17 protein-coding genes are annotated in these 20405 nt (G+C 69.1%); 9 read left to right on the top strand and 8 right to left on the bottom strand.

The genetic code is table 11. The features are described 5' to 3' along the window. Positions 1–136 precede the first annotated feature (136 nt). Together AL072_RS02880 and AL072_RS02875 are read left to right on the top strand one after the other, a co-directional pair. The gene (locus AL072_RS02880) at positions 137–997 is read left to right on the top strand and encodes a pirin family protein (RefSeq protein WP_045581594.1); all 861 of its coding nucleotides are present in this window, start codon (positions 137–139) and stop codon (positions 995–997) included. Between the two features lie 140 nt (positions 998–1137). Then, positions 1138–1695 carry an invasion associated locus B family protein gene (locus AL072_RS02875; RefSeq protein ID WP_045581595.1) on the top strand — a complete coding sequence of 186 codons (558 nt, stop codon included), beginning with the start codon at positions 1138–1140 and terminating at the stop codon, positions 1693–1695. A gap of 48 nt (positions 1696–1743) precedes the next feature. On the opposite strand, the gene AL072_RS02870 is transcribed toward AL072_RS02875, so the two are convergent. After that, positions 1744–2847, bottom strand: coding sequence for a catalase family protein (locus tag AL072_RS02870; RefSeq protein WP_045581596.1), 1104 nt, complete (start codon positions 2845–2847; stop codon positions 1744–1746). 338 nt (positions 2848–3185) lie between these two features. Between AL072_RS02870 and AL072_RS02865 the strand changes: the two genes are divergently transcribed. Next, on the top strand, positions 3186–6215 hold the full coding sequence (locus AL072_RS02865; protein ID WP_045582559.1) for a GGDEF domain-containing phosphodiesterase: 3030 nt from the start codon (positions 3186–3188) through the stop codon (positions 6213–6215). A gap of 112 nt (positions 6216–6327) precedes the next feature. Here the strand turns inward: AL072_RS02865 and AL072_RS02860 are convergent, their stop codons facing one another. Together AL072_RS02860 and AL072_RS02855 are read right to left on the bottom strand one after the other, a co-directional pair. Further along, a complete protein-coding gene (locus tag AL072_RS02860) occupies positions 6328–6744 on the bottom strand; it encodes a hypothetical protein (RefSeq protein ID WP_045581597.1) in 417 nt (138 codons plus the stop codon). 116 nt (positions 6745–6860) lie between these two features. Then, positions 6861–7775, bottom strand: coding sequence for a pseudouridine-5'-phosphate glycosidase (locus AL072_RS02855; protein WP_045581598.1), 915 nt, complete (start codon positions 7773–7775; stop codon positions 6861–6863). Between the two features lie 39 nt (positions 7776–7814). On the opposite strand from AL072_RS02855, the gene AL072_RS02850 reads away from it, so the two are divergent. Both AL072_RS02850 and AL072_RS02845 read left to right on the top strand, forming a co-directional pair. Further along, positions 7815–8879, top strand: coding sequence for a ligase-associated DNA damage response exonuclease (locus tag AL072_RS02850; protein WP_045581599.1), 1065 nt, complete (start codon positions 7815–7817; stop codon positions 8877–8879). Beyond that, positions 8876–10495: a cisplatin damage response ATP-dependent DNA ligase gene (locus tag AL072_RS02845; protein ID WP_082108885.1), complete on the top strand. Its 1620-nt coding sequence runs from the start codon at positions 8876–8878 to the stop codon at positions 10493–10495. Before AL072_RS02850 ends, AL072_RS02845 begins: the two co-directional genes overlap by 4 nt. Before the next feature lie 67 nt (positions 10496–10562). Here the strand turns inward: AL072_RS02845 and AL072_RS02840 are convergent, their stop codons facing one another. From AL072_RS02840 to AL072_RS02830, 3 genes are all read right to left on the bottom strand, one after another. Next, entirely contained in the window at positions 10563–11195 is a 633-nt protein-coding gene (locus AL072_RS02840) for a 2OG-Fe(II) oxygenase (RefSeq protein ID WP_045581600.1), read from the bottom strand. A gap of 76 nt (positions 11196–11271) precedes the next feature. Further along, complete coding sequence (locus tag AL072_RS02835; protein WP_052709959.1) at positions 11272–11928, bottom strand: 2OG-Fe(II) oxygenase; 657 nt, start codon at positions 11926–11928, stop codon at positions 11272–11274. Positions 11929–12076: 148 nt separating this feature from the next. Next, positions 12077–13054, bottom strand: coding sequence for a mitochondrial fission ELM1 family protein (locus AL072_RS02830; protein WP_045581601.1), 978 nt, complete (start codon positions 13052–13054; stop codon positions 12077–12079). Between the two features lie 162 nt (positions 13055–13216). Between AL072_RS02830 and AL072_RS02825 the strand changes: the two genes are divergently transcribed. Further along, entirely contained in the window at positions 13217–13777 is a 561-nt protein-coding gene (locus AL072_RS02825; protein ID WP_045581602.1) for an Lrp/AsnC family transcriptional regulator, read from the top strand. 192 nt (positions 13778–13969) lie between these two features. Continuing rightward, positions 13970–14926: a dienelactone hydrolase family protein gene (locus tag AL072_RS02820; RefSeq protein ID WP_052709960.1), complete on the top strand. Its 957-nt coding sequence runs from the start codon at positions 13970–13972 to the stop codon at positions 14924–14926. 57 nt (positions 14927–14983) lie between these two features. Here AL072_RS02820 and greA read toward each other — a convergent pair whose 3' ends face one another. Both greA and carB read right to left on the bottom strand, forming a co-directional pair. Continuing rightward, positions 14984–15457 (bottom strand): transcription elongation factor GreA, encoded by a 474-nt coding sequence (gene greA, locus AL072_RS02815; protein ID WP_082108886.1) that lies wholly within the window; start codon positions 15455–15457, stop codon positions 14984–14986. A 96-nt stretch (positions 15458–15553) separates the two neighbouring features. Continuing rightward, the gene (carB, locus tag AL072_RS02810; protein WP_045581604.1) at positions 15554–18802 is read right to left on the bottom strand and encodes a carbamoyl-phosphate synthase large subunit; all 3249 of its coding nucleotides are present in this window, start codon (positions 18800–18802) and stop codon (positions 15554–15556) included. 251 nt (positions 18803–19053) lie between these two features. On the opposite strand from carB, the gene AL072_RS02805 reads away from it, so the two are divergent. Beyond that, a complete protein-coding gene (locus tag AL072_RS02805) occupies positions 19054–19914 on the top strand; it encodes a PAS domain-containing protein (RefSeq protein WP_045581605.1) in 861 nt (286 codons plus the stop codon). 11 nt (positions 19915–19925) lie between these two features. Beyond that, a complete protein-coding gene (locus tag AL072_RS34820; RefSeq protein WP_045581606.1) occupies positions 19926–20336 on the top strand; it encodes a hypothetical protein in 411 nt (136 codons plus the stop codon). Positions 20337–20405 lie beyond the last annotated feature (69 nt).

Below are 20405 nucleotides of genomic sequence, written 5' to 3'. Positions count from 1 at the left end.
TTGCCGCCTTTTCCGTCGGTTGGCGGCGATTGTTGCGCGGGCGGAAACGCAGTGACGCGGCAGGGCGGGCTTCACGCCGGGGCCGGGGCGGATTACCTGTGGTCCATCGCCACAGCGTTTTTCGGGAGCCGCCGCCATGTCCGTCCAATCCGCCACCTCCGGCGCCCGTCCGGTGCTCGCCGCCATCGAGGGCATGGCCACTTCCGACGGTGCCGGCGTCAGCATGACCCGCATGCTGGGCACCCCGCGCCTGCGCACGCTCGATCCCTTCCTGATGCTCGACCTGTTCGGGTCGGACGAGCCGACCGACTATCTGGCCGGCTTCCCCGACCATCCCCATCGCGGGTTCGAGACGGTGACCTACATGCTGGCCGGCCGCATGCGCCATGCCGACAACCACGGGCATGAGGGCGTGATCGAGACCGGCGGCGTGCAATGGATGACCGCCGGCCGCGGCCTGGTCCATTCCGAGATGCCGGAACAGACCGAAGGGCTGATGCGGGGCTTCCAGCTGTGGATCAACCTGCCGGCCCGGCTGAAGATGACCGAGCCGCGCTATCAGGAGTTCCCGGCGGCCTCCATCCCGGTGGAGCGGCGCGAGGACGGGGCGACCGTCACCGTGATCGCCGGCGACACCGCCCGCGGCACCGCGGGCCCGGTGCGGGCGGAGGCGACCGACGCCCGCTATTTCGACGTGGTGCTGCCGCCGTCGGCGTCCTTCGCCGAACCGCTGCCCGCCGGCCACACCGCCTTCCTGGTGCTGTTCGAAGGCACGCTGACGGTGGGCGGCCAGGGGGAGGAGCTTGCCGGGCCGCGGGTGATCGTGCTGGGCGAGGGTGAGCGGGTGGAGGCGGTCGCGGGCTCCGGCGGCGCCCGCTTCCTGCTGCTGGCCGGCGAGCCGATCGGCGAGCCGATCGCCTGGGGCGGCCCCTTCGTCATGAACACGCGCGAAGAGGTGATGCAGGCCTTCCGCGACTTCGAGGAAGGGCGCATCTGAGCCTCCCTGCGTCCCGTCGCCGTCCGCATCGGCCGGTTCGCCGATGCGGACGCGCGGCATCTCGTACCTTGCACCCCCGCCGTCCCCGGTTATCATGGCGCCCTGCGTCTTAATACGAACGATTGCGGGGAGCCGGGGCGATGCGTGCAAAGGGTCTGATGGATGGCTTCAGGGCGGCCGCCGCCGGGGGACTGGCCGCGGGGCTGCTGGCCCTGACGCTCGCCGGGGGCCTGTTCGCCGCCCGGCCGGCCGCCGCGGTGGATTTCTCCAAGGCCGCGGCCGATTTCGGGCCGGAAGGCGCCTGGAGCAACCAGTGCGACATCGACCGGATGACCGACAGCAAGACCTGCCGGCTGATGATCTACCGCCTGTTCGACGACGGCAAGGATGTCGGCTTCATCGCGCTCAGCGTCATCCCGACCGGCAATGACTTCCACCTGTTCCTGACCACCAGCCAGGGGCTGGTCGATCGCTGCGCCATCCGCGTCGACCGCCAGCCGCGCATCGAATCGCATGTCGCCACGCTGAACATGTGCATGTTCCCGAACTTCGTGTCGGGCCGGGTGGCCGACCAGTTCCGCAACGGCTCGACCATCCTGGTCCGCGTCAGCTCCCCCCGCCTGGGCAAGCGCGACATCGACTTTCCGCTGAACGGATTCTCCCGCACCTTCGAGGAGATGCAGCGAAGCCTGCAGTGATACCGGCGGCACCGGTCACCGACCTGTGCCGCCGGGGACGGCGCCCGGTCAGCCCGGCAGCCGGAAGCCCGCCGCCGGTTCCCGCATCGGGCAGCCGTTGCGCTCCATGCGGAATTCGGCGGAGCGCGCATAGGCCATGCGCCGTGCGCGCATGATCGAGCCGAGCGGGCGGTGCGCGGCCAGCCCGTGCCAGGGGCTGAAGGACAGCCGGTCGTCCCCGGCGCGCGACCGTTCCTCGCTCCATGCGGTCTGCGGCGGGACGGTGATGCGAGCAACGGTGCGATAGGGGCTGAACTCCTCCGGCCAGCGGACGCCGGCGTTCTCGACCGGCATGCGGTCGGCGTCGGTGCGCAGTTGGACGCGCAGTTCCCAGACCGCATCCTGTTCGCGGAAATACTCCACCACCGCCTCGCGCAGGCTGTCGGGCCTGCCGGCCACGGTCAGCGGCGCGCCGGTCAGCGCCGTCAGGCCGGGCGAAACCGGGACGACCGACAGTTTGGCGACATGGTCGCCATGGCGCAGCGCAGCCTGGCTGTAGAAGGTCTCGCCCAGGATGTGCGTCGCCGGATGGCCGCCGAGCGTCTTCAGCGTCGCGCTCTCGCCGCCGAAGGCCTCCACCACCCGTTCGGCCGCCCGCAGCGTCGCCGACAGTGCCGTCTTCGCCGTTTCCGCCCGGTCGGTGGTGGCGGCCAGCAGCTTCAGCGTCTTCAGGAAGCTGCGGGCGTCGGGGGCCGAAAAGACCGGAGCGTTGGCCATGACGAAATCCTGGGTCGCCTGCCCCTCCGAACCGGGCAACCGCTCTCCGGTCACGCCCAGCACCTTCACCGCCAAGCCGCGCGGCGTCGACACGCTGTCGGGCAGGAGGTCGCCCGGCGTCGTCGACAGCCGCAGGATCGCCGGATAGCTCTCCGCCCGTGCGAACAGGCCCTGGGCCAGCTCCGCCGGCAGCTCGTCCAGCACGTCCAGCCGGCCCAGCAGCAGGCCATGGCTCTTGGCATGGACGCTGCGCAGCGCATGGCCGCCGTCCTCCCAGGTCCTGGCACTGATCGACAGCATCGTTTCGGCCAGCTCGGCGAAGAGTTGCTCCTCGTCGGGGTCTGGGGTTTCGAGCGACGGAGCGTAGGGCAGGGGCTTGGTGGGGGCAACTGACACGGTGGACGTCTCCCGAAGGGGAAGGGGCGGGCGCAGCCGGGACAACAGCAGGAAGCGGCGACCGTTCCGCGGTGGTGTATGGCGGCGGCGTGGAAGCGGTTGCAGCATTCTCATAATGCAACGCAAAAAAAGAATGGGACATCGATCAATAATCAAGCGCGCCTTGCGCGGGAGGAAGATGTATTCATCCCAATCAGGCATGGAAATTAACCATGAATCTGCGGGATGTCCTTAGCGGAAACATGTGGCGCCGGAGAGATGGCTTTGTTTATCGTCCTCTAATGGACGAGCTGCGCCCATCGGAGGGCGGGGCCGGGGACGCCATCAGGGGATGCGACATGACCGATTGGCCCTTCAGATGGGCTGCCACATGGCTGCGCGGCTGTGCGTTGCTGATGGTGCTGATCTCGACGATGGCCCTGTCCCTGCCGGCGGGGGGGCGTGCGACCGCACCGAACCGTACCGTTCTGGTGCTGCATTCCTACCATCAGGGCTATGAGTGGACCGATGGACAGGCCGCCGGCATTGCCCAGGCGCTGACGGCACCCGACAGGCTGCCCGTCGTCCATTACCTGGACTGGAAACGCTTTCCGAACCTCGCCGGGCTCGACCAACTGCGGGCATTGATCGCCCATCGTCACCCGAAGGGCACCATCGACGCCATCCTCACCACCGACGACGCCGCGCTGACCTTCGCGCTGGATTTGCGGCGGGAGATCTACGGCCCGGTGCCGCTGATCCATGGCGGGGTGATCGGCTCGACGGCGCGCCGGCTGACCGAGGGCGAGGCTGCGGTGACCGGGGTCGATGAGGCGAAGGACATCGAAGGCACGCTGCGCATGGCGCAAGCGGCCAACCCGAATCTCCGCCGCCTGTACATTCTGCGCGACCATACCGAATCGGGACTGGCGCTCGACGGCGAGATCGAGAAACTGGCCGCCGCCGGCCGGATCCCCGCCGGACTGACGCGCCAGTTTCTGCCAGACCTGCCCTTCGCCCAGCTGGAGGAGAATCTGGCGACCCTGCCCGTCGACAGCGCGGTGCTGCTGGGAACCTACGCCACCGACCGCGACGGGCTGGTGCTGCCGCCCGAGCAGTTTCTGGACTTGATGAGCCAGAAGAGCAGCGTGCCGATCTATGGCCTCCAGGATTATCTGCTGGGCCACGGCCTGGCCGGCGGCAGCCTGCTGAGCGGGCAGGAGCATGGCCGTGCGCTGGGCGAACTGGCGGCGACGCTGCTGAACGGCGCCCCTGCGGCGGATCTGTCGGCCGATCTGCCGGCGGAGCGACGTTCGTCCGTCGTCAAGGCGATGGATCACCAGCAGGTGGAGCGCTTCGGTCTCGACCTGTCGCGGGTCGGTCCGCTCGACCTTCTGGTGAACAAGCCCTTTTCCTTCCTGGAAAGCTACCGGTGGCTGGTGGTGACGGTCGGCATCGTCATCGTGATGCTGGCCTGCATGGTGCTGGTCCTCGCCTTTTCCCTGCGCCAGCGCCGTGCCGCGGAAGCGGCGTTGCAGCGGAGCAATCTGGCGCTCGGCGACTCGCGCCGCGAATTGCAGTGCAGGCTCGACGAGCTGACCGCCAGCCAGCAGGCGCTGCGCGAGCGCGAGCGGCGGATGCGGCTGGTGGCCGAGGCGTCGCGCGACATCATCTGGACCTGGGAAATGACGGCCGACCGCCGCGTCCTGTCCGGCCGGGTGGAGGAGCTGCTGGGCGTCGACGCCGCCAGCATCGATTCGCGTGCAGCGTGGTTCGACCGCATCCATCCGGAGGACCGCGAACGGGCGGAGGAGGCGTTGCGCCGCCATCTGGCCGGAGAGGTGCCGGAATACCGGGTGGAATACCGGGTGCGCCATCGCGACGGCAACTATCTGTGGATCTCCGCCACCGGCAAGGCGCTGTTCGACGAGGAGGGGCGGCCGACGATCATGGCCGGATCCTACACCGACATCACGGCCGACAAGCGGCAGCAGGCCTGGCTCGACCATATGGCCCATTTCGACCCGCTGACCGGCCTGCCCAACCGGCTGATGCTGGAGAAGCATGTCGACGGGCTGATCGCCGCCGACAAGGCAGCCGGCAATTCCCGGCCGCTCGCCCTGCTGTTCCTCGACATGGACAATTTCAAGGTCATCAACGACAGCTTCGGCCACAAGGCGGGAGACGAGCTGCTGATGGCGGTCGCGATGCGCGCCCGCAGTGCGGCGGGCGACGGGGTGTTCATCGCCCGGCTGGGCGGCGACGAATTCGTCATCGTCGTCCATGGCGCCCCCCCCGGCGATCCGGCCGAGGTGGCGGGGCGGCTGGAACAGGGGTTCGCCGCGCCCTTCCTGGTCGAAGGCCAGCATTTCTTCGTGACCTGCAGCGTCGGCGTCGCCCGTTTTCCCTGGGACGGCCGCTGCTTCGACGACCTGCTGCAGAATGCCGACACCGCCATGTACCGGGCCAAGGACAGCGGCCGCGGCCGCACCTGCACCTTCACCCCCGACATGAACCGCAAGGTGGTGGAGCGGATGCGGCTGCTCAGCCGGGCGCGGCTGGCGTTCGAGCGCGGCGACTTCGCCCTGCATTACCAGCCGCAGGTCACGACCGCCGACGGCCGCGTCCGCGGGTTCGAGGCGCTGGCGCGCTGGACCGATGCCGAGCTGGGGCCGGTGTCGCCCGACCGCTTCATCCCGGCCTGCGAGGATTCCGGCCTGATCGTCCCGCTCGGGCTGTGGGTGCTGGAGACCGCCTGCACCGAGGCGATGGCGATGGCAGCCCGGGGAATCGGTGACGTGACGATGAGCGTCAACATGTCCGCCGTCCAGCTCGCCCAGCATGATTTCGTCCCGCAGGTGCTGGACATCCTGGCGCGCACCGGCCTGCCGCCCCACCGGCTCGAACTGGAGATCACCGAGTCGCAGATGATCGGCTCGCTCGACGCCGCCATCGAGAAGCTGAAGGAACTGCGCCACGCCGGCATCCAAATCGCGCTGGACGATTTCGGCACCGGCTATTCGTCGCTGACCTACCTGCGGACCCTGCCGATCAACACGCTGAAGCTGGACAAGGCCTTCATCGACGATGTCCATCGCCGGCCCGACGCGCGCAATTTGGTGGCGTCGATTGCCCGCATCGCGCGGGATCTGTCCCGCACCGTCGTGGCGGAAGGGGTTGAGGATGAGGGGCAGTGGGACGCGCTGTCGCAGATGGGCTGCGAGCTGATCCAGGGCTATTTCGTCAGCCGGCCGCTGCCCGCCGGCCGGATCGACCGCTTCATGGCGGCCTGGGAGGTGCGGCGGTCCAGCCTGCCCAACGTGGCCCGCGCCGACGTGGTGGTCGGCCTGTCCGGCCGGACCGACCGGTCGGGCAGGCCGGACATGTGAAGAACGCCCCGCAGGCGGCCTGCGGGGCGTTCGTCTTCAGACAGGAGCCGGATGGCGGGCCCGGATGGTGACGGGCTTGATGGCGTCGCGTTGGACGGGGTGACGTCCGCGGTCAGTGGCGGGTGCGGGCCGGAGTGACGTAGACGCCGTCCCAGTCGACGCCGAACAGTGCGTCGTCGCCGGCCTCTTCGACCAGATCGTCATATTCATGCGCCTCGATCAGTCCGAAGATCGAGGCGGTGCCCGAGGCGTCGAGGTCGCAGGTCACGACATGGCCGCCCACCTCGACCGAGGTGAAGAACACCTCCGGCAGTTCCATGCCGTCCAGGTCGGTGGTGACCGCGCTCTCGATCTCGTGGACGAGACGGGACGACAGCGACACCCGCAGCTTGGCGGCCTGGGAGGCCCAGACGATGCGCTTCACATGGGCGGGCGCCTTCATCTCGGCCGCACCCGGCGCCTCGTCGCCTTGGCCGGCCATCGCGATCATCCGGGAAACCAGGGTCGAGGTGCTGCTCGGTGCGCGCATGAAAGCCTCCGCTCGTGTGATGGCGACAGGTTTGCGCGCAGGCGGTTAACGTGGTCTTAAGCCGCGACCGGGGCTTAAGCCTTACCTCCCATGAGGTATGGCCTATCCCTTCGGCCTTAAGGGGTGGACAGGGCGGTGGCGACCCCTGCCGCGACCCGCGCATTGTTGCGGATCAGTGCGATGTTGGCGGTCAGGCTGCGCCCGCCGGTGAGGCGCTCCAGCGCCGCCAGCAGGTGCGGGGTGATGTCCTTGCCCTTGATTCCCTTGGCTTCCGCATCGGCCAGCGCCTGGGCGACGGCGGTTTCCATGGCGTCGGCGTCGAGTTCGTCGCCGGCCGGGATCGGGTTGGCCAGCAGCACGCCGCCCTCCAGCCCGAGCTGCCATTTCGCCCGCAGGATGTCCGCCACCTCGGTCACGGTGTCACAGCGATGATCGACCGGCAGGCCGCTGCGCCGGCTGTAGAAGGCGGGAAATTCGCCGGTGCCGAAGCCCAGGACCGGGACGCCGCGGGTTTCCAGAACCTCCAGCGTCTTGGGCAGGTCGAGAATCGACTTGGCCCCGGCGCAGACCACGCAGACCGAGGTCCGCGCCAGCTCCTCCAGGTCGGCCGACACGTCGAAGCTGGTCTCCGCCCCGCGATGGACGCCGCCGATCCCGCCGGTGGCGAAGACGGCGATGCCGGCCAGCCGCGCCGCGATCATCGTCGCTGCCACGGTGGTCGCCCCCAAGGCCCCGGCCGCCAGCGCGATGGGCAGGTCGCGGCGGCTCAGCTTGCGCACCGCATGGCCGCCGGTCGCCAGCCGCTCCAGCGCCTCGTCGTCCAGCCCGATGCGGATGCGCCCGTCCAGCACCGCGATGGTGGCCGGGACGGCGCCGGCGGCCCGCACCTCCGCCTCCAGCGCGCGGGCGGTCTCCAGGTTGCGGGGGTAGGGCATGCCGTGGGAGATCACCGTCGATTCGAGCGCCACCACCGGGCGTTTGCCGGCAAGCGCGTCGGCGACCTCGGGGGTCGGCAGCAGGAAGGAATGCATGCCCTGTCTCTCCGGTTGGGACGCCCTACATTAGGACGCATGTCCGCTGCATTCCATCCCAATCCCGACCGCCTCCATCCCGACAGGTGGATCAAGGTCCGTCCCGAAGGCCTCTATGTCGAGCCGGGCGGCTTCCACATCGACCCGGTGCGGCCGGTGGAGCGCGCAATCGTCACCCATGGCCATTCCGACCATGCCCGGCCCGGCAACCGCCATGTGCTGGCGACTCCGGCCACGCTCGCCATCATGCGCCAGCGGATCGGCGAGGGGGCCGGCGGGTCGTTGCAGCCGCTGGAGTATGGCAAGGGCCTGACCATCGGCGAGGTCGCGGTGCGGCTGGTGCCGGCCGGCCATGTGCTGGGCAGCGCCCAGGTGGTGCTGGAGCATGCCGGTTCGCGCGTCGTGGTGTCGGGCGACTACAAGCGCCGTCACGACCGCACCTGCGCGGCTTTCGAGCCCGTGCCCTGCGACGTCTTCGTCACCGAGGCGACCTTCGGCCTGCCGGTCTTCCGCCATCCGCCTGACCTGGGCGAGGTGGGCAAGTTGCTGCATTCGATGAGCCTGTTCCCGGAACGCAGCCATGTCGTCGGCGTCTATGCGCTCGGCAAGTGCCAGCGGCTGATCACGCTGCTGCGGGCGTCGGGCTACGACCGGCCGATCTGGCTCCATGGCGCGCTGGAGCCGATGTGCCGGCTCTACCGCGAGCATGGGGTGGAACTGGGCGAGCTGCGCCCGGCGACTGCCGCCGCCAAGGAGGAGCTGAAGGGCGCGCTGGTGCTGGCGCCGCCGTCGGCGGTGGCCGACCGCTGGGCGCGGCGGCTGGCCGATCCGGTGGTGGCGATGGCGTCGGGCTGGATGCGGGTGCGCCAGCGCGCCCGCCAGCGCGGGGTCGAGCTGCCGCTGGTCATCTCCGACCATGCCGATTGGGACGAGCTGTGCCGGACGCTGGAGGATGTCGGCGCGCCGGAGGTCTGGGTCACCCATGGCCGGGAGGAGGCGCTGGTCCATTACGCCACCGGCCGCGGCATCCGCGCCCGGGCGCTGGCGCTGATCGGCTTCGAGGATGAGGATTCGGAGGGGGAGTCGGGGGAGGGGGCGTCGTGAACCGCTTCGCCGCGCTGATCGATGCGCTGGTCTTCATGCCGTCGCGCACCGGCAAGATCCGCCTGCTGGTCGAGCATTTCGCCACCGCGCCGGACCCGGACCGCGGCTGGGCGCTGGCGGCGCTGACCGGGGCGCTGAGCTTCCGCGAGGCCAAGCCCGCCGCCATCCGCGAGCTGGCGGCGACGCGGGTCGATCCGGAGCTGCTGGCCCTGTCCTACGACTATGTCGGCGATCTGGCGGAGACGGTGGCGCTGATCTGGCCCGAGCGGCCGGCATCCTGGGCAGAGCGGGCCAACAGCCTGCCGCCCGGCCTGGACGAGGTGGTGGACGCGCTGCGGAGCGCAAAGCGCGGGCAGGTGATGGGGCTGGTGGAAGGCTGGCTCGACACGCTCGATTCGTCAGGGCGCTTCGCCTTGCTCAAGCTGATCACCGGGGCGCTGCGCATCGGCGTGTCGGCCCGGCTGGCCAAGACCGCCCTGGCGGAATGGGGCAAGGCGGCCCGGCCGGAGGTCGGCATCGACGATGAAATCGGCGTCGACGATGTCGAGGAGGTCTGGCACGGGCTGAGCCCGCCCTATGTCGAGCTGTTCGCCTGGCTGGAGGGGCGGGCGGAGCGGCCGGCCGCCGGTCATGGCGCCGGATTCCGCCCGATGATGCTGTCGCACCCGCTGGAGGAGGAGGAGCGGGCGGCGCTCGACCCTGCCGCCTATGCCGCCGAATGGAAGTGGGACGGCATCCGCGTCCAGCTGGCGGCGCGCGACGGCCAGCGCCGGCTCTACAGCCGCACCGGCGACGACGTGTCAGGCGCCTTTCCCGACATCACCGACCATATGGGCTTCGACGCGGTGCTGGACGGCGAACTGCTGGTGGCGCGCGACGGGGTGGTGGCGCCTTTCAACGATCTGCAGCAGCGGCTGAACCGCAAGACGGTGACGGCGCAGATGCTGCGCGACGGGCCGGCCTGGGTCCGGCTCTACGACATCCTGTTCGACGGCGCCGAGGATCTGCGCGGGCTGCCCTTCGTCGAGCGCCGCGCCCGGCTGGAGCGCTGGTACGACGCGGTGCGGCCGCGCCGGATGGATGTGTCGCCGCTGGTGCCCTTCGCCGCCTGGGACGAGCTGGCGGCGCTGCGCGAGGGGGCGCGGGAGAACGGCATCGAGGGGCTGATGCTGAAGCGGCGCGACAGCGCCTATCTCGCCGGGCGGCCGAAAGGGCCGTGGTTCAAATGGAAGCGCGGGGCGCTGACGCTCGACACCGTGATGATGTACGCCCAGCGCGGCCACGGCAAACGGTCGAGCTATTATTCCGACTACACCTTCGGCGTCTGGCGCGGCGAGGAGCTGGTGCCGGTCGGCAAGGCCTATTCCGGCTTCACCGACGCCGAGCTGGTCGAGCTGGACCGCTGGGTGCGCACCCACACCACCAAGCGCTACGGGCCGGTGCGCGAGGTGGCGGCCGGGCTGGTGCTGGAGGTCGCCTTCGACAGCGTCCACCCGTCGACACGGCACAAGAGCGGGCTGGCGATGCGCTTCCCCCGCATCCACCGCATCCGCTGGGACAAGCCGGCGCATGAGGCCGACCGGCTGGAGACGCTGGCGGCGATGGTGGCGGGGTGAGGGGGGAGAGGGGGGAGTTGGACCCCCACCTAACCTCCCCCGCTGGGCGGGGGAGGGACTGCCCCCCTCAATACCCCTTCGACTGCCCGCCGAAGACGCCCTTCGCCCAGGCGCCGACGCGGTGGCGCCATTGTTCGTGCCAGATATAGACGCTGCCCTTGACCCAGTTCATCTGGATGGCGCGGCGCTGGCCCTCGAACGGGTAATGGCCGTGCCAGGAGCTGTCGCAGCGGCGGAAGCACATCAGGGTGCCTTCCTCCGGCGGAACCTCGGCGGCATAATCCTCCAGGTTCTGGGAACGCAGGATGCGCAGGCGGCCGCCGGCGGCCTCCCAGGGCGGGTTCATGTAGATCAGGACGGTGATGACCTTGCTGGCCGAATCCGGGTGGATCTTGCCGTCGGTCGCCCGGCACATGCCCCGCGCGGTGAACATGGTCGGGTAGGACGACAGGTCCAGCCCGAACTTTTCGGAGAAGGCCTTGCAGAGCTCCGGCCCCTTCAACTCGGCGATCAGCCGGTCGAAGCTCGGCCCTTGCGGGAAGACGCCGAGCGGAATCGAGCCGGGCTTGTCGATCCTGGGATAGTCACGGTGAAGATCTTCAAGATATTCCCGCTTCACGAAACCCGGAACGCAGAGAAAATCGAAGGGGTCGCGCTGAAGTTCCACAGCACGGAATTTGTCCAGATCAAGCATGGACATGGATCAGAAACTCCGAAAGGGCGTGCCGGCGCTGGTCTGGCCCCCCGACCGACGTCACTTAAACAGGCACAAAATTTTATGCAACAGCTTTGTCGGGGAAGCAGAGTTCATGCCGCGCCCGCCATTCGGGGCCGACGTAATTCACGATGATCGACTTGCGCACGCCGTCGATCGGACGTTTCGCGAAGCCATGCCAGGTGTTGCCGGCGGGGATGAAGATCAGCCCTTCATTGAAGGCGTAGGGCGCCCGGGCGACGATGGTCCGGGTCTCGTCCAGCACGTCGGTCCCCCAATGGGCGCAGTTCGGTCCCTTCGAGAGATAGACCAGCATCGTGTATTTCTTGACACCGATGTCGGTGTGCGGCTCCAGCCAGAAGCCGTCGGTGTCCTGGCAATATTCGATGCGCAGGCTGGTGCCGGTCAGGTCGACCTTGCAGGTCCGCTGGATCGCCTCCACCACCGGGCGGCTCTGGAAGGCCCGGGCCACCGTCTCGCACACCGGATGGGTTGCGCGGTTCTCCACCCCGAAATAGGTGCGCGAGGCGTTGTTGGTGTCGCGCTTGCCGGAGCTGTCGGATACCGGCGCCGGTCCCCAGGGCAGGGCGGCGATGGCGTCCGCGGCATCGGTCGGCAGGGCCTCGGACAGGAGCCAGTGGTCGTAGGGGGTGCCGGACTTCCGGCTGCGCTCCAGGCAACGCAGGAACGAGGCGGAGACGGCGTCGGGGGTGGTCATGGCTGGTCGATTCCGAATCGGGGGCGGACCGATCGGTTCGGTCGTTTTCCCGGCTTATGGCACGGTCCGCGGCGGGATGCCGCCGCAAACCGGTACCGGCGGCGGGGTGCGCGCATCGGTCGCGCGAAGCGCCCCCCGTCCCCTGATTCTACGTCAGGCCGTGCCGTTTCCTGTGCGCCGGCAGGCGCCGCATCACCTCGGCGGCCACCGTCTCGCGGTCGTTCAGCGGCGGATAATCCCAATGCTCGAGCGTGCCGTCGAAGGGGCGGGTGATGCCGTCCCGGTACAGCCCGTCATGGAAGGCGCGGAACTTGGGCGACCCGCCCTCCATCTCGATCACATAGACCGGCTTGCCGGTCGAGCAGGCCTCCGACGTCATCGACACGCTGTCGCAGGTCACAACCACCGCGTCGGCCAGCCCGAGATAGGCGAAATAGGGATTCTCGCCGCTGCCGTCCCACACCTCCGCCGGCAGGCCGGACAGGCGGGCGCGCAGGATCGCCTCGTTGTCGGCGCCGGTGCGGCGCGACGGCGTGACCATCAGCCCGGCGCCATGGCTGCGCGTCAGGTTGGCCAGCCGTTCCGCCACGTCGCCCATGATCGTCGGCGTCAGCCGGTAGACGCCGTTGTCGCCGCCGATCAGCACGGCGATGCGCGGGTGCGGCAGATGGGCGAGCCGCGGGGCGAAGCGCGCCGCCGCCCCGGCCAGGACGGCGGGCGTTACCCGGTGCAGCGCGCCGCGCGTCACCAGCACATTGTCGCCGCGCAGCTTGTCGTGGCGCGGCACCACCACCAGGTCGAACCTGTGTGGGTTCATCACCGGATCCTGGGTCTGGATGGTGAAGCTGCGGCCGCCCGACAGGCTGCGCACCGCCAGCGAGACGGGGATGCTCTGCCGGCCGGTGCCGATCAGGATGTCGGGCCAGGGGGGAGCCACCGGATCGCCCTCGGGGCTGGGGGCGAAGCGGTTGCCGATGCGCAGGTACGGGGTCAGCTGGCGCCAGGGCGTGCGCAGGCGCACGCGCTTGATCACCGGCGTCAGGCCCAGCGCCTCGGCCAGGCCGATGCACTGGTTTTCCATGCCGGCCTTGCCGTCGGACACAACCCAGCAGGTCAGGGATTGCATGAGCGCTCGGATCGTTGGGGCTGCGGAGGGGTTGGCGGCCGCGGCGGCGGAAAGGCCGGCATCCGGGTCGCTCGCCCTTGTAAGGGTTTCGGTCTTGGCGTAGACACCATGCCCGTGTAATATCCTTTCTCCAAATCACCCCCGGAGCGACCGAGTAAAACCATGCGGCGGGTAAAACTCGACCGAATTGACCGTCGGATCCTGCGCGATCTGCAGAACGACGGCCGGATGACCAATGTGGAGCTTGCCCGGCGTGCCGGCATCTCCGCCCCGCCCTGCCTGCGCCGCGTCCGCGCGCTGGAGGAGGCGGGATTCATCCGCGGCTACCACGCCGACGTCAACCCCGATGCACTGGGGTTCGGCGTCACGGTGTTCGCCCAGGTCGGCCTCAGCAGCCAGGCCGAAGCGGACCTAAAGAAATTCGAGGAGCTCGTCAACAGCTGGCCGCTCGTGCGTGAGTGCAACATGCTGGCCGGTGAATATGATTTCGTCCTGAAGATCGTGGCGGAGGACTGGGACGACTACCAGCGCTTCCTGACGACCAAGCTGACGTCGGCCCCCAACGTCGCCCATGTGAAGTCCGCCCTGTCGATCCGCACCTCCAAGCACACCCCCGGCGTTCCCATCGACGTCGATTCGCCCGACATCCCGGAAGGGACGGAGGACGACGAGGACGAGGAGTTCGCCGAGGACGAGACGCCCACCCGCGCCACCCGGCGCTGAGCGGGGCGCGGTTACCGGTAAGAAGAGATGCGGCGGGCTCCGGAAGGAGCCCGCCGCATCGCTTTCCACCGCCTCGATGCCATGCCGGGAACAATTGGCGGGCACCCATGGCCTTCCGCAACGCACAGGTTTAATATTGCGTCCGCGAGCGCCGCCGTCGTGGCCGGCGCCTGGAGTCGGGGACGCAGCAGAATGAAGGCTTCCGCCCGCGGTCTTGCGGCTGTTCTGGGTGCGGTTCTGTGCAGCGGTGCCGGGACGATGGGCATTGCGGGACTGCCCCTGTCGGCGATGGCATCGGCGATGCTGTGGACCGGGACGGCCCAGGCCGCCGCCGGCGTCCATGCCGAAGAGATCGTGCGCTTTCCCTCCGCCGACGGCGACCTGACCGGCGGGGCGCCGACGATGCTGTCCGGCCGTCTGCTGCGCCCGTCCGGCAGCGGCCAGCATCCGGCAATTGTCATGCTGCACGGGTGCGGCGGCCTCTATGCCCGCAGCGGCCGAGTGTCGCAACGTCACGTCTGGTGGGCGACCCACCTGCAGCGGCAGGGCTACGCGGTGCTGATGGTCGACAGCTTCGGCCCGCGCGACGTGGACGAGGTCTGCACCACCGCATTGAAGGACCGCACCGTCCGCGCGACGGTGGAGCGCAAGCGCGATGCCTGGGGGGCTCTGGCCTTCCTGCGCCGCCGGCCCGAAATCGACCATGGCCGCATCGGCCTGATCGGCTGGTCGCAGGGCGCCGGCACCGTGCTGGCCGCCTATGGCGCCGGCGACGACGGGCCGGCCGGGTCGGAGGAGGGCGGCTTCCGGGCCGCCGTGGCCTTCTATCCCGGCTGCCGCGCGTCGCTGAGCGACGAGGACTGGCAGCCCGACGGCCCGCTGCTGCTGCTGGTCGGCGACAAGGACGACTGGACGCCGCCTGAACACTGCAAGGAACTGGCCGGCCGCGACGGGGTGAAGGACAAGCTGGCCCTGGTGGTCTATCCCGACGCCTATCACGGCTTCGATTCGCCCGACGCCCCGGTGCGCAAGCGCAAGGATCTGGCCACCGCGCCGGGCGGCACCGCCCATGTCGGCACCAACGAAGACGCCCGCTCGGACGCGATCCGGCGGGTTATGGAATTCTTCCAGGAGAAACTGGGGGGATGAAGCCGGTTGCCCCCTCTCCCCAGGGGGGAAAGGGGGCAACCGGGAGAAGGGAAAGCCTCAGCGGAATTCGACCGACACGATCTCGTACAGCTTGGAACCGCCCGGGGTCGAAACCTCGACGCTGTCGCCGACCGACTTGTTGATCAGGGCGCGGGCCAGCGGCGCCTGGATCGACAGCAGCCTCAACTTGATGTCGCTCTCGTCCTGGCCAACGATCTGGTAGGTCGTCTCCTCGTCCGTGTCCTGGTCGGCCAGGGTCACGGTCGCACCGAACTTCACGGTATCGCCCGTCAGCTTGGCCGGGTCGATGACCTCCGCCCGGCTGATCTTGTCCTCAAGCTCCAGCACGCGGCCTTCGATGAAGCTCTGACGTTCGCGCGCCGCGTGGTACTCGGCGTTTTCCGAAAGGTCGCCATGTTCGCGGGCCTCCGCGATGGCTTTGATGACCGCCGGGCGTTCGGTGATCTTAAGGTGCTTCAATTCCTCCTGGAGGCGGTTGAAGCCCGCCGCTGTCATCGGAACTTTTTCCATGTTCGGTCCATCACCGCTTGCAGTCGTTCGACCTGTCCAAAGCGACATCAAGGACGAAGACGGCGCGGAGGAGGTCCGCCGCGCCGTCGTCCGTCCTTAATACGATCCGCTAAGGTACGACTGCAATGGAGCGACTTCAAGGCTGCCGTTCCGGAGTGCGTCAATCGCTTCCACCGCGGCGCGGGCACCCGCTACGGTGGTGTAGTACGGAACATTGTAGGTCAGGGCGGTGCGGCGCAGGCTGAAGCTGTCGGCCAGCGCCTGGGCGCCCTCGGTGGTGTTGATGACCAGATGCACGTCGCCGTTGATCATGGCGTCGACGATGTGCGGCTGGCCTTCGACCACCTTGTTGATGGTCTCCGCCTCGACGCCGGCCTCCTTCAGCACCTTGGCGGTGCCCGACGTCGCGAGGATGCGGAAGCCCATGTCGTGCAGCTTCTTCGAGATCACCGCCAGCGCCGGCTTGTCGCGGTCCTTGACCGAGACGAAGACGCTGCCCTTGACCGGCAGGGTGACGCCGGCACCGAGCTGCGCCTTGGCGAAGGCCAGCGCGAAGTTGTGGTCGAGGCCCATGACCTCGCCCGTCGACTTCATCTCCGGACCCAGCACGATGTCGACGCCGGGGAAGCGGGCGAAGGGGAAGACCGCTTCCTTGACCGCGGTGTGCGGCGGGGTCGGGCCGTTCAGGGTGAAGGAGGACAGCTTCTCGCCCGCCATGACGCGGGCGGCGATCTTGGCGATGGCGGTGCCGGTGGCCTTGGCGACGAAGGGCACCGTGCGGCTGGCGCGCGGGTTGACCTCCAGGATGTAGACGGTTCCGTCCTTGACCGCGAACTGCACGTTCATCAGCCCGACCACCTTCAGCGCATGGGCGAGCGCATCGGACTGGCGGTTGATCTCGGCGATGATGTCGGCCGGCAGCGTGTAGGGCGGCAGGGCGCAGGCGCTGTCGCCGGAATGGATGCCGGCCTCCTCGATATGCTCCATCACGCCGGCGACATAGACGTCGGTGCCGTCACAGACGACGTCGACGTCGACCTCGATGGCGTCCTGCAGGTAGCTGTCGATCAGCACCGGGTTCTTGCCCGACACCTGCACGGCGGTGCCCATGTAGCGCTGGAGTCCGGCCATGTCGTGGACGATCTCCATCGCACGGCCGCCCAGCACGTAGGACGGGCGGATGACGACCGGGAAGCCGATGCGGGCGGCGACCGCCTCCGCCTCTTCCAGCGAGCGGGCGAGCCCGTTGGCCGGCTGCTTCAGGTTCAGATCGACCAGCAGCTTCTGGAAGCGCTCGCGGTCCTCGGCCAGGTCGATGGCGTCGGGGGAGGTGCCCAGGATCGGGATGCCGGCGGCCTCCAGCGCGGCGGCGAGCTTCAGCGGGGTCTGGCCGCCGAACTGCACGATGCAGCCGAGCACGGTGCCATTGCGCTGCTCGACCCGCACCAGTTCCACCACGTCCTCGGCGGTCAGCGGCTCGAAATACAGGCGGTCGGCGGTGTCGTAGTCGGTGGAGACGGTCTCCGGGTTGCAGTTGACCATGATGGTCTCGATGCCGGCCTCCTGCAGGGCGTAGACGGCATGGACGCAGCAATAGTCGAACTCGATGCCCTGGCCGATGCGGTTCGGGCCGCCGCCGAGGATGACGACCTTGCGCTTGTCGGTCGGGTCGGACTCGCACTCCGCCTCGCCGGTCCCGTCGGTCTCGTAGGTCGAGTACATGTAGGGGGTGGCGGACGCGAATTCGGCGGCGCAGGTGTCGATCCGCTTGTAGACCGGGGTGACGCCGGCCATGCGGCGGGCGGCGGCGACCGCGGCCTCGCTGGACCGGGCCAGCTCGGCCAGGCGGGCGTCGGAGAAGCCCATCTGCTTCAGCTTCAGCCAGCCGGACTTGGCGGTGGGCAGGCCGTCGGCGCGGATCGCCTCCTCACGGTCGACGATCTCCTTGATCTGCTCCAGGAACCAGGGATCGTACTTGGAGACGGCCTGCACCTCCTCCACGGTGAAGCCGTGGCGGAAGGCCTGGGCGATCACCAGCAGCCGGTCGGGCGTCGGGGTCGCCAGCGCGCCGCGGATGGCGGTGCGGTCGGGGGTGTCGTCCGGACCGATCTTCACCTCGTTGAAGCCGGTCAGGCCGGTCTCCATCGAGCGCAGCGCCTTCTGCACCGATTCCTGGAAGGTGCGGCCGATCGACATCGCCTCGCCCACCGACTTCATCGAGGTGGTCAGCAGCGCCTCGGCGCCCTTGAACTTCTCGAAGGTGAAGCGCGGCATCTTGGTGACGACATAGTCGATCGTCGGCTCGAAGCTCGCGGGCGTGGTGCCGGTGATGTCGTTGGTCAGCTCGTCCAGCCGGTAGCCGACCGCCAGCTTGGCGGCGATCTTGGCGATCGGGAAGCCGGTGGCCTTCGACGCCAGCGCCGAGGAGCGCGAGACGCGCGGGTTCATCTCGATGACGATCAGCCGGCCGTTGGCCGGGTTGACGGCGAACTGGACGTTCGAGCCGCCGGTGTCCACCCCGATCTCGCGCAGCACCGCGATCGAGGCGTTGCGCATGATCTGGTATTCCTTGTCCGTCAGCGTCAGCGCCGGCGCGACCGTGATCGAGTCGCCGGTGTGGACGCCCATCGGATCGATGTTCTCGATGGCGCAGATGATGATGCAGTTGTCGGCGCCGTCGCGCACGACCTCCATCTCGTATTCCTTCCAGCCCAGCACCGATTCCTCGATCAGCACCTCGCCGACCGGGCTGGCGCGCAGGCCGCCGCGCACGATGTCCTCGAACTGCGCCCGGTTGTAGGCGATGCCGCCGCCGGTGCCGGCCAGCGTGAAGCTGGGGCGGATGATGGCGGGCAGCCCGACCAGCTCCAGCGCCTCCATCGCCTCCTCCAGCGTGCGGACCATGCGCGAGCGCGGGCTCTCCAGCCCAAGCTTGTCCATGGCGTCGCGGAACAGGATGCGGTCCTCGGCCTTGGCGATGACGTCGCGCTTGGCGCCGATCATCTCCACGCCCAGCCGCTCCAGCGTGCCGTCGTCGGACAGCGCCATCGCCGTGTTCAGCGCGGTCTGGCCGCCCATGGTCGGCAGGAGCGCGTCGGGACGCTCCTTCTCCAGGATCTTGGCGACGACGGCCGGGGTGATCGGCTCGATGTAGGTGGCGTCGGCCAGACCCGGATCGGTCATGATGGTGGCCGGGTTGGAGTTGACGAGGATGACGCGGTAGCCTTCCTCGCGCAGGGCCTTGCACGCCTGGACGCCGGAATAGTCGAACTCGCATGCCTGTCCGATGACGATCGGACCCGCGCCGATGATGCAGATGGATTTGATGTCGGTGCGTTTGGGCATGGGTCCGCTTCTCTGAGATGTGGTCAGCCGAAAGCCCCCCGGCGCCGGGGGACCGGAGACGGAGAGCGGGCGAGGTCTATCGTGCAAGGGCTCCTTATAGGGGGTTCGGGTCCGGGGGGGAAGGGGTGGCATGGATGTCACCCTCGCATGACTGTATCTCGGGCGGGGCGGTGCCTCCCGATGGCGCCCCTTGAACCGGGGGGGAAAGCCCGGCATCAATTCCCACGCACATTCTTTGGAGATACGCCCCGATGAGCCACGCCTTCGCCAAGGACAGCCGCGCCTGCGCCGCCTGCGTCTCCTGGGGCGGGGAGCGCGCGCTGTCGGAGGACAACACGCTGGTCCATGTCGCCCGCCACGGGGTGGAGGGGGAATGCCGCACCGCCAGCAGCCAGGACTACCGCCGCGTCACCAAGGGCTATCACACCTGCACCGCCTGGGCGCCGCTGCCGATGCTGAAGAAGCATGGCGGCCGGATCGGCCACACCGCGGCGGACCTGCACCTGCCGGTGACCGCGGCGGCCTCGCGGCCGATCCAGTCCGCTGCCCAGTCCGCTGCCCAGTCCGCTGGCCAGCCCGCCTCCCAGCCGGTGCCGGCAGCCGCCGCCTTCGCCGCCGCGCCGGTCGCGGTCGCGGTGCTCGATGTGCCGCCGCCGCCTTGCCGGGCCGACCCCATCGACGTGGAGCAGTCGCCGCAGGTCAGCGTGCTCTACACCCACTGGCTCCGGCTGAAGCGCAAGCGCCGCATGCCGCTGGCCGTCGAGATCGACACCTCGCAGGTGCGCGAAAGCGTGCCGCGCATCGCCCTGATGGAGCCGACCGCCGACGGCGCCGATTTCGTCTACAAATCCTGCGGCCGCGCCTTGCAGCGCCGGCTGGCCGAGCGGCCGACGACGCGGCGGGTGACCGAGTGCCATCCCGAACAGGCGGCGCAGCGCTGGCTGTCCGACCTGCGCCTCTGCCTGGAGAGCGGCGAGCCGCGCTGCCTGCTGGTGCGCGACGACCCGATGCTGCCGGGGGCGAAGTTCGTGGAGCTGCTGCTGCCGCTGGCCGACGTCGAGGGCGGACCGGCGACGCGCGTGCTGGCCTACCGCCATGTTCCGGGCGGCTGAGGGAGGCGGCGATGGGCGGGGATGACGGGACGGCGAAGGGCGGGCCGAAGAAGGATGGGCCGAACAGGGAGGGCGCGCGCAGGATCGATCCGGGGCCGGAGATCGTCGGCGTCTGGCCGGCGGCGGTGTGGATCCTCGTCGGCACCGGCCATTACCTGACCGATCCAGACCAGTTCGCCGGCTGGAAGGGCGCTCTCTATTTCGTGCTGGGCACCGGGCTGGTGGCGCTGGTCGGCGGCATCGCCGGCCTGTCGACGCGGCGCACCGTCGCCGGCATCCAGGACCGCCTGCTGAAGGAGATCCGCCATCGCCGCGACCTCGCCACCTGGGTCGTCGCGCTGGCACTGCGCGGGCTGGTCGGGCTGGGCGAGGCGGTGCTGGTGACGCTGCTGGCGCTGTGGGTGCTGGCGCTGCTGGGGTGAGCAGGCTTCATGCGTTCCAAATCAAACGCATGGAACTCCAGCCCTTATGTTTGGCGATTGAACTCACGC

Source organism: Azospirillum thiophilum, assembly GCF_001305595.1.
Taxonomy (GTDB): Bacteria; Pseudomonadota; Alphaproteobacteria; order Azospirillales; family Azospirillaceae; genus Azospirillum; species Azospirillum thiophilum.
The sequence above is the reverse complement of the archived record's forward strand: the minus strand, read 5'-3'. Positions and strand labels throughout refer to the sequence as shown.

Coding starts and splice junctions, on each gene's coding strand:
- AL072_RS02880 (WP_045581594.1), top strand. CDS start 137: ATGTCCGTCCAATCCGCCACCTCCGGCGCCCGTCCGGTGCTCGCCGCC.
- AL072_RS02805 (WP_045581605.1), top strand. CDS start 19,054: ATGAGCCACGCCTTCGCCAAGGACAGCCGCGCCTGCGCCGCCTGCGTC.
- AL072_RS02850 (WP_045581599.1), top strand. CDS start 7,815: ATGTCCGCTGCATTCCATCCCAATCCCGACCGCCTCCATCCCGACAGG.
- carB (WP_045581604.1), bottom strand. CDS start 18,802: ATGCCCAAACGCACCGACATCAAATCCATCTGCATCATCGGCGCGGGT.
- AL072_RS02865 (WP_045582559.1), top strand. CDS start 3,186: ATGACCGATTGGCCCTTCAGATGGGCTGCCACATGGCTGCGCGGCTGT.
- AL072_RS02840 (WP_045581600.1), bottom strand. CDS start 11,195: ATGTCCATGCTTGATCTGGACAAATTCCGTGCTGTGGAACTTCAGCGC.
- AL072_RS02830 (WP_045581601.1), bottom strand. CDS start 13,054: ATGCAATCCCTGACCTGCTGGGTTGTGTCCGACGGCAAGGCCGGCATG.
- AL072_RS02825 (WP_045581602.1), top strand. CDS start 13,217: ATGCGGCGGGTAAAACTCGACCGAATTGACCGTCGGATCCTGCGCGAT.
- greA (WP_082108886.1), bottom strand. CDS start 15,457: ATGGAAAAAGTTCCGATGACAGCGGCGGGCTTCAACCGCCTCCAGGAG.
- AL072_RS34820 (WP_045581606.1), top strand. CDS start 19,926: ATGGGCGGGGATGACGGGACGGCGAAGGGCGGGCCGAAGAAGGATGGG.
- AL072_RS02835 (WP_052709959.1), bottom strand. CDS start 11,928: ATGACCACCCCCGACGCCGTCTCCGCCTCGTTCCTGCGTTGCCTGGAG.
- AL072_RS02820 (WP_052709960.1), top strand. CDS start 13,970: ATGAAGGCTTCCGCCCGCGGTCTTGCGGCTGTTCTGGGTGCGGTTCTG.
- AL072_RS02875 (WP_045581595.1), top strand. CDS start 1,138: ATGCGTGCAAAGGGTCTGATGGATGGCTTCAGGGCGGCCGCCGCCGGG.
- AL072_RS02860 (WP_045581597.1), bottom strand. CDS start 6,744: ATGCGCGCACCGAGCAGCACCTCGACCCTGGTTTCCCGGATGATCGCG.
- AL072_RS02855 (WP_045581598.1), bottom strand. CDS start 7,775: ATGCATTCCTTCCTGCTGCCGACCCCCGAGGTCGCCGACGCGCTTGCC.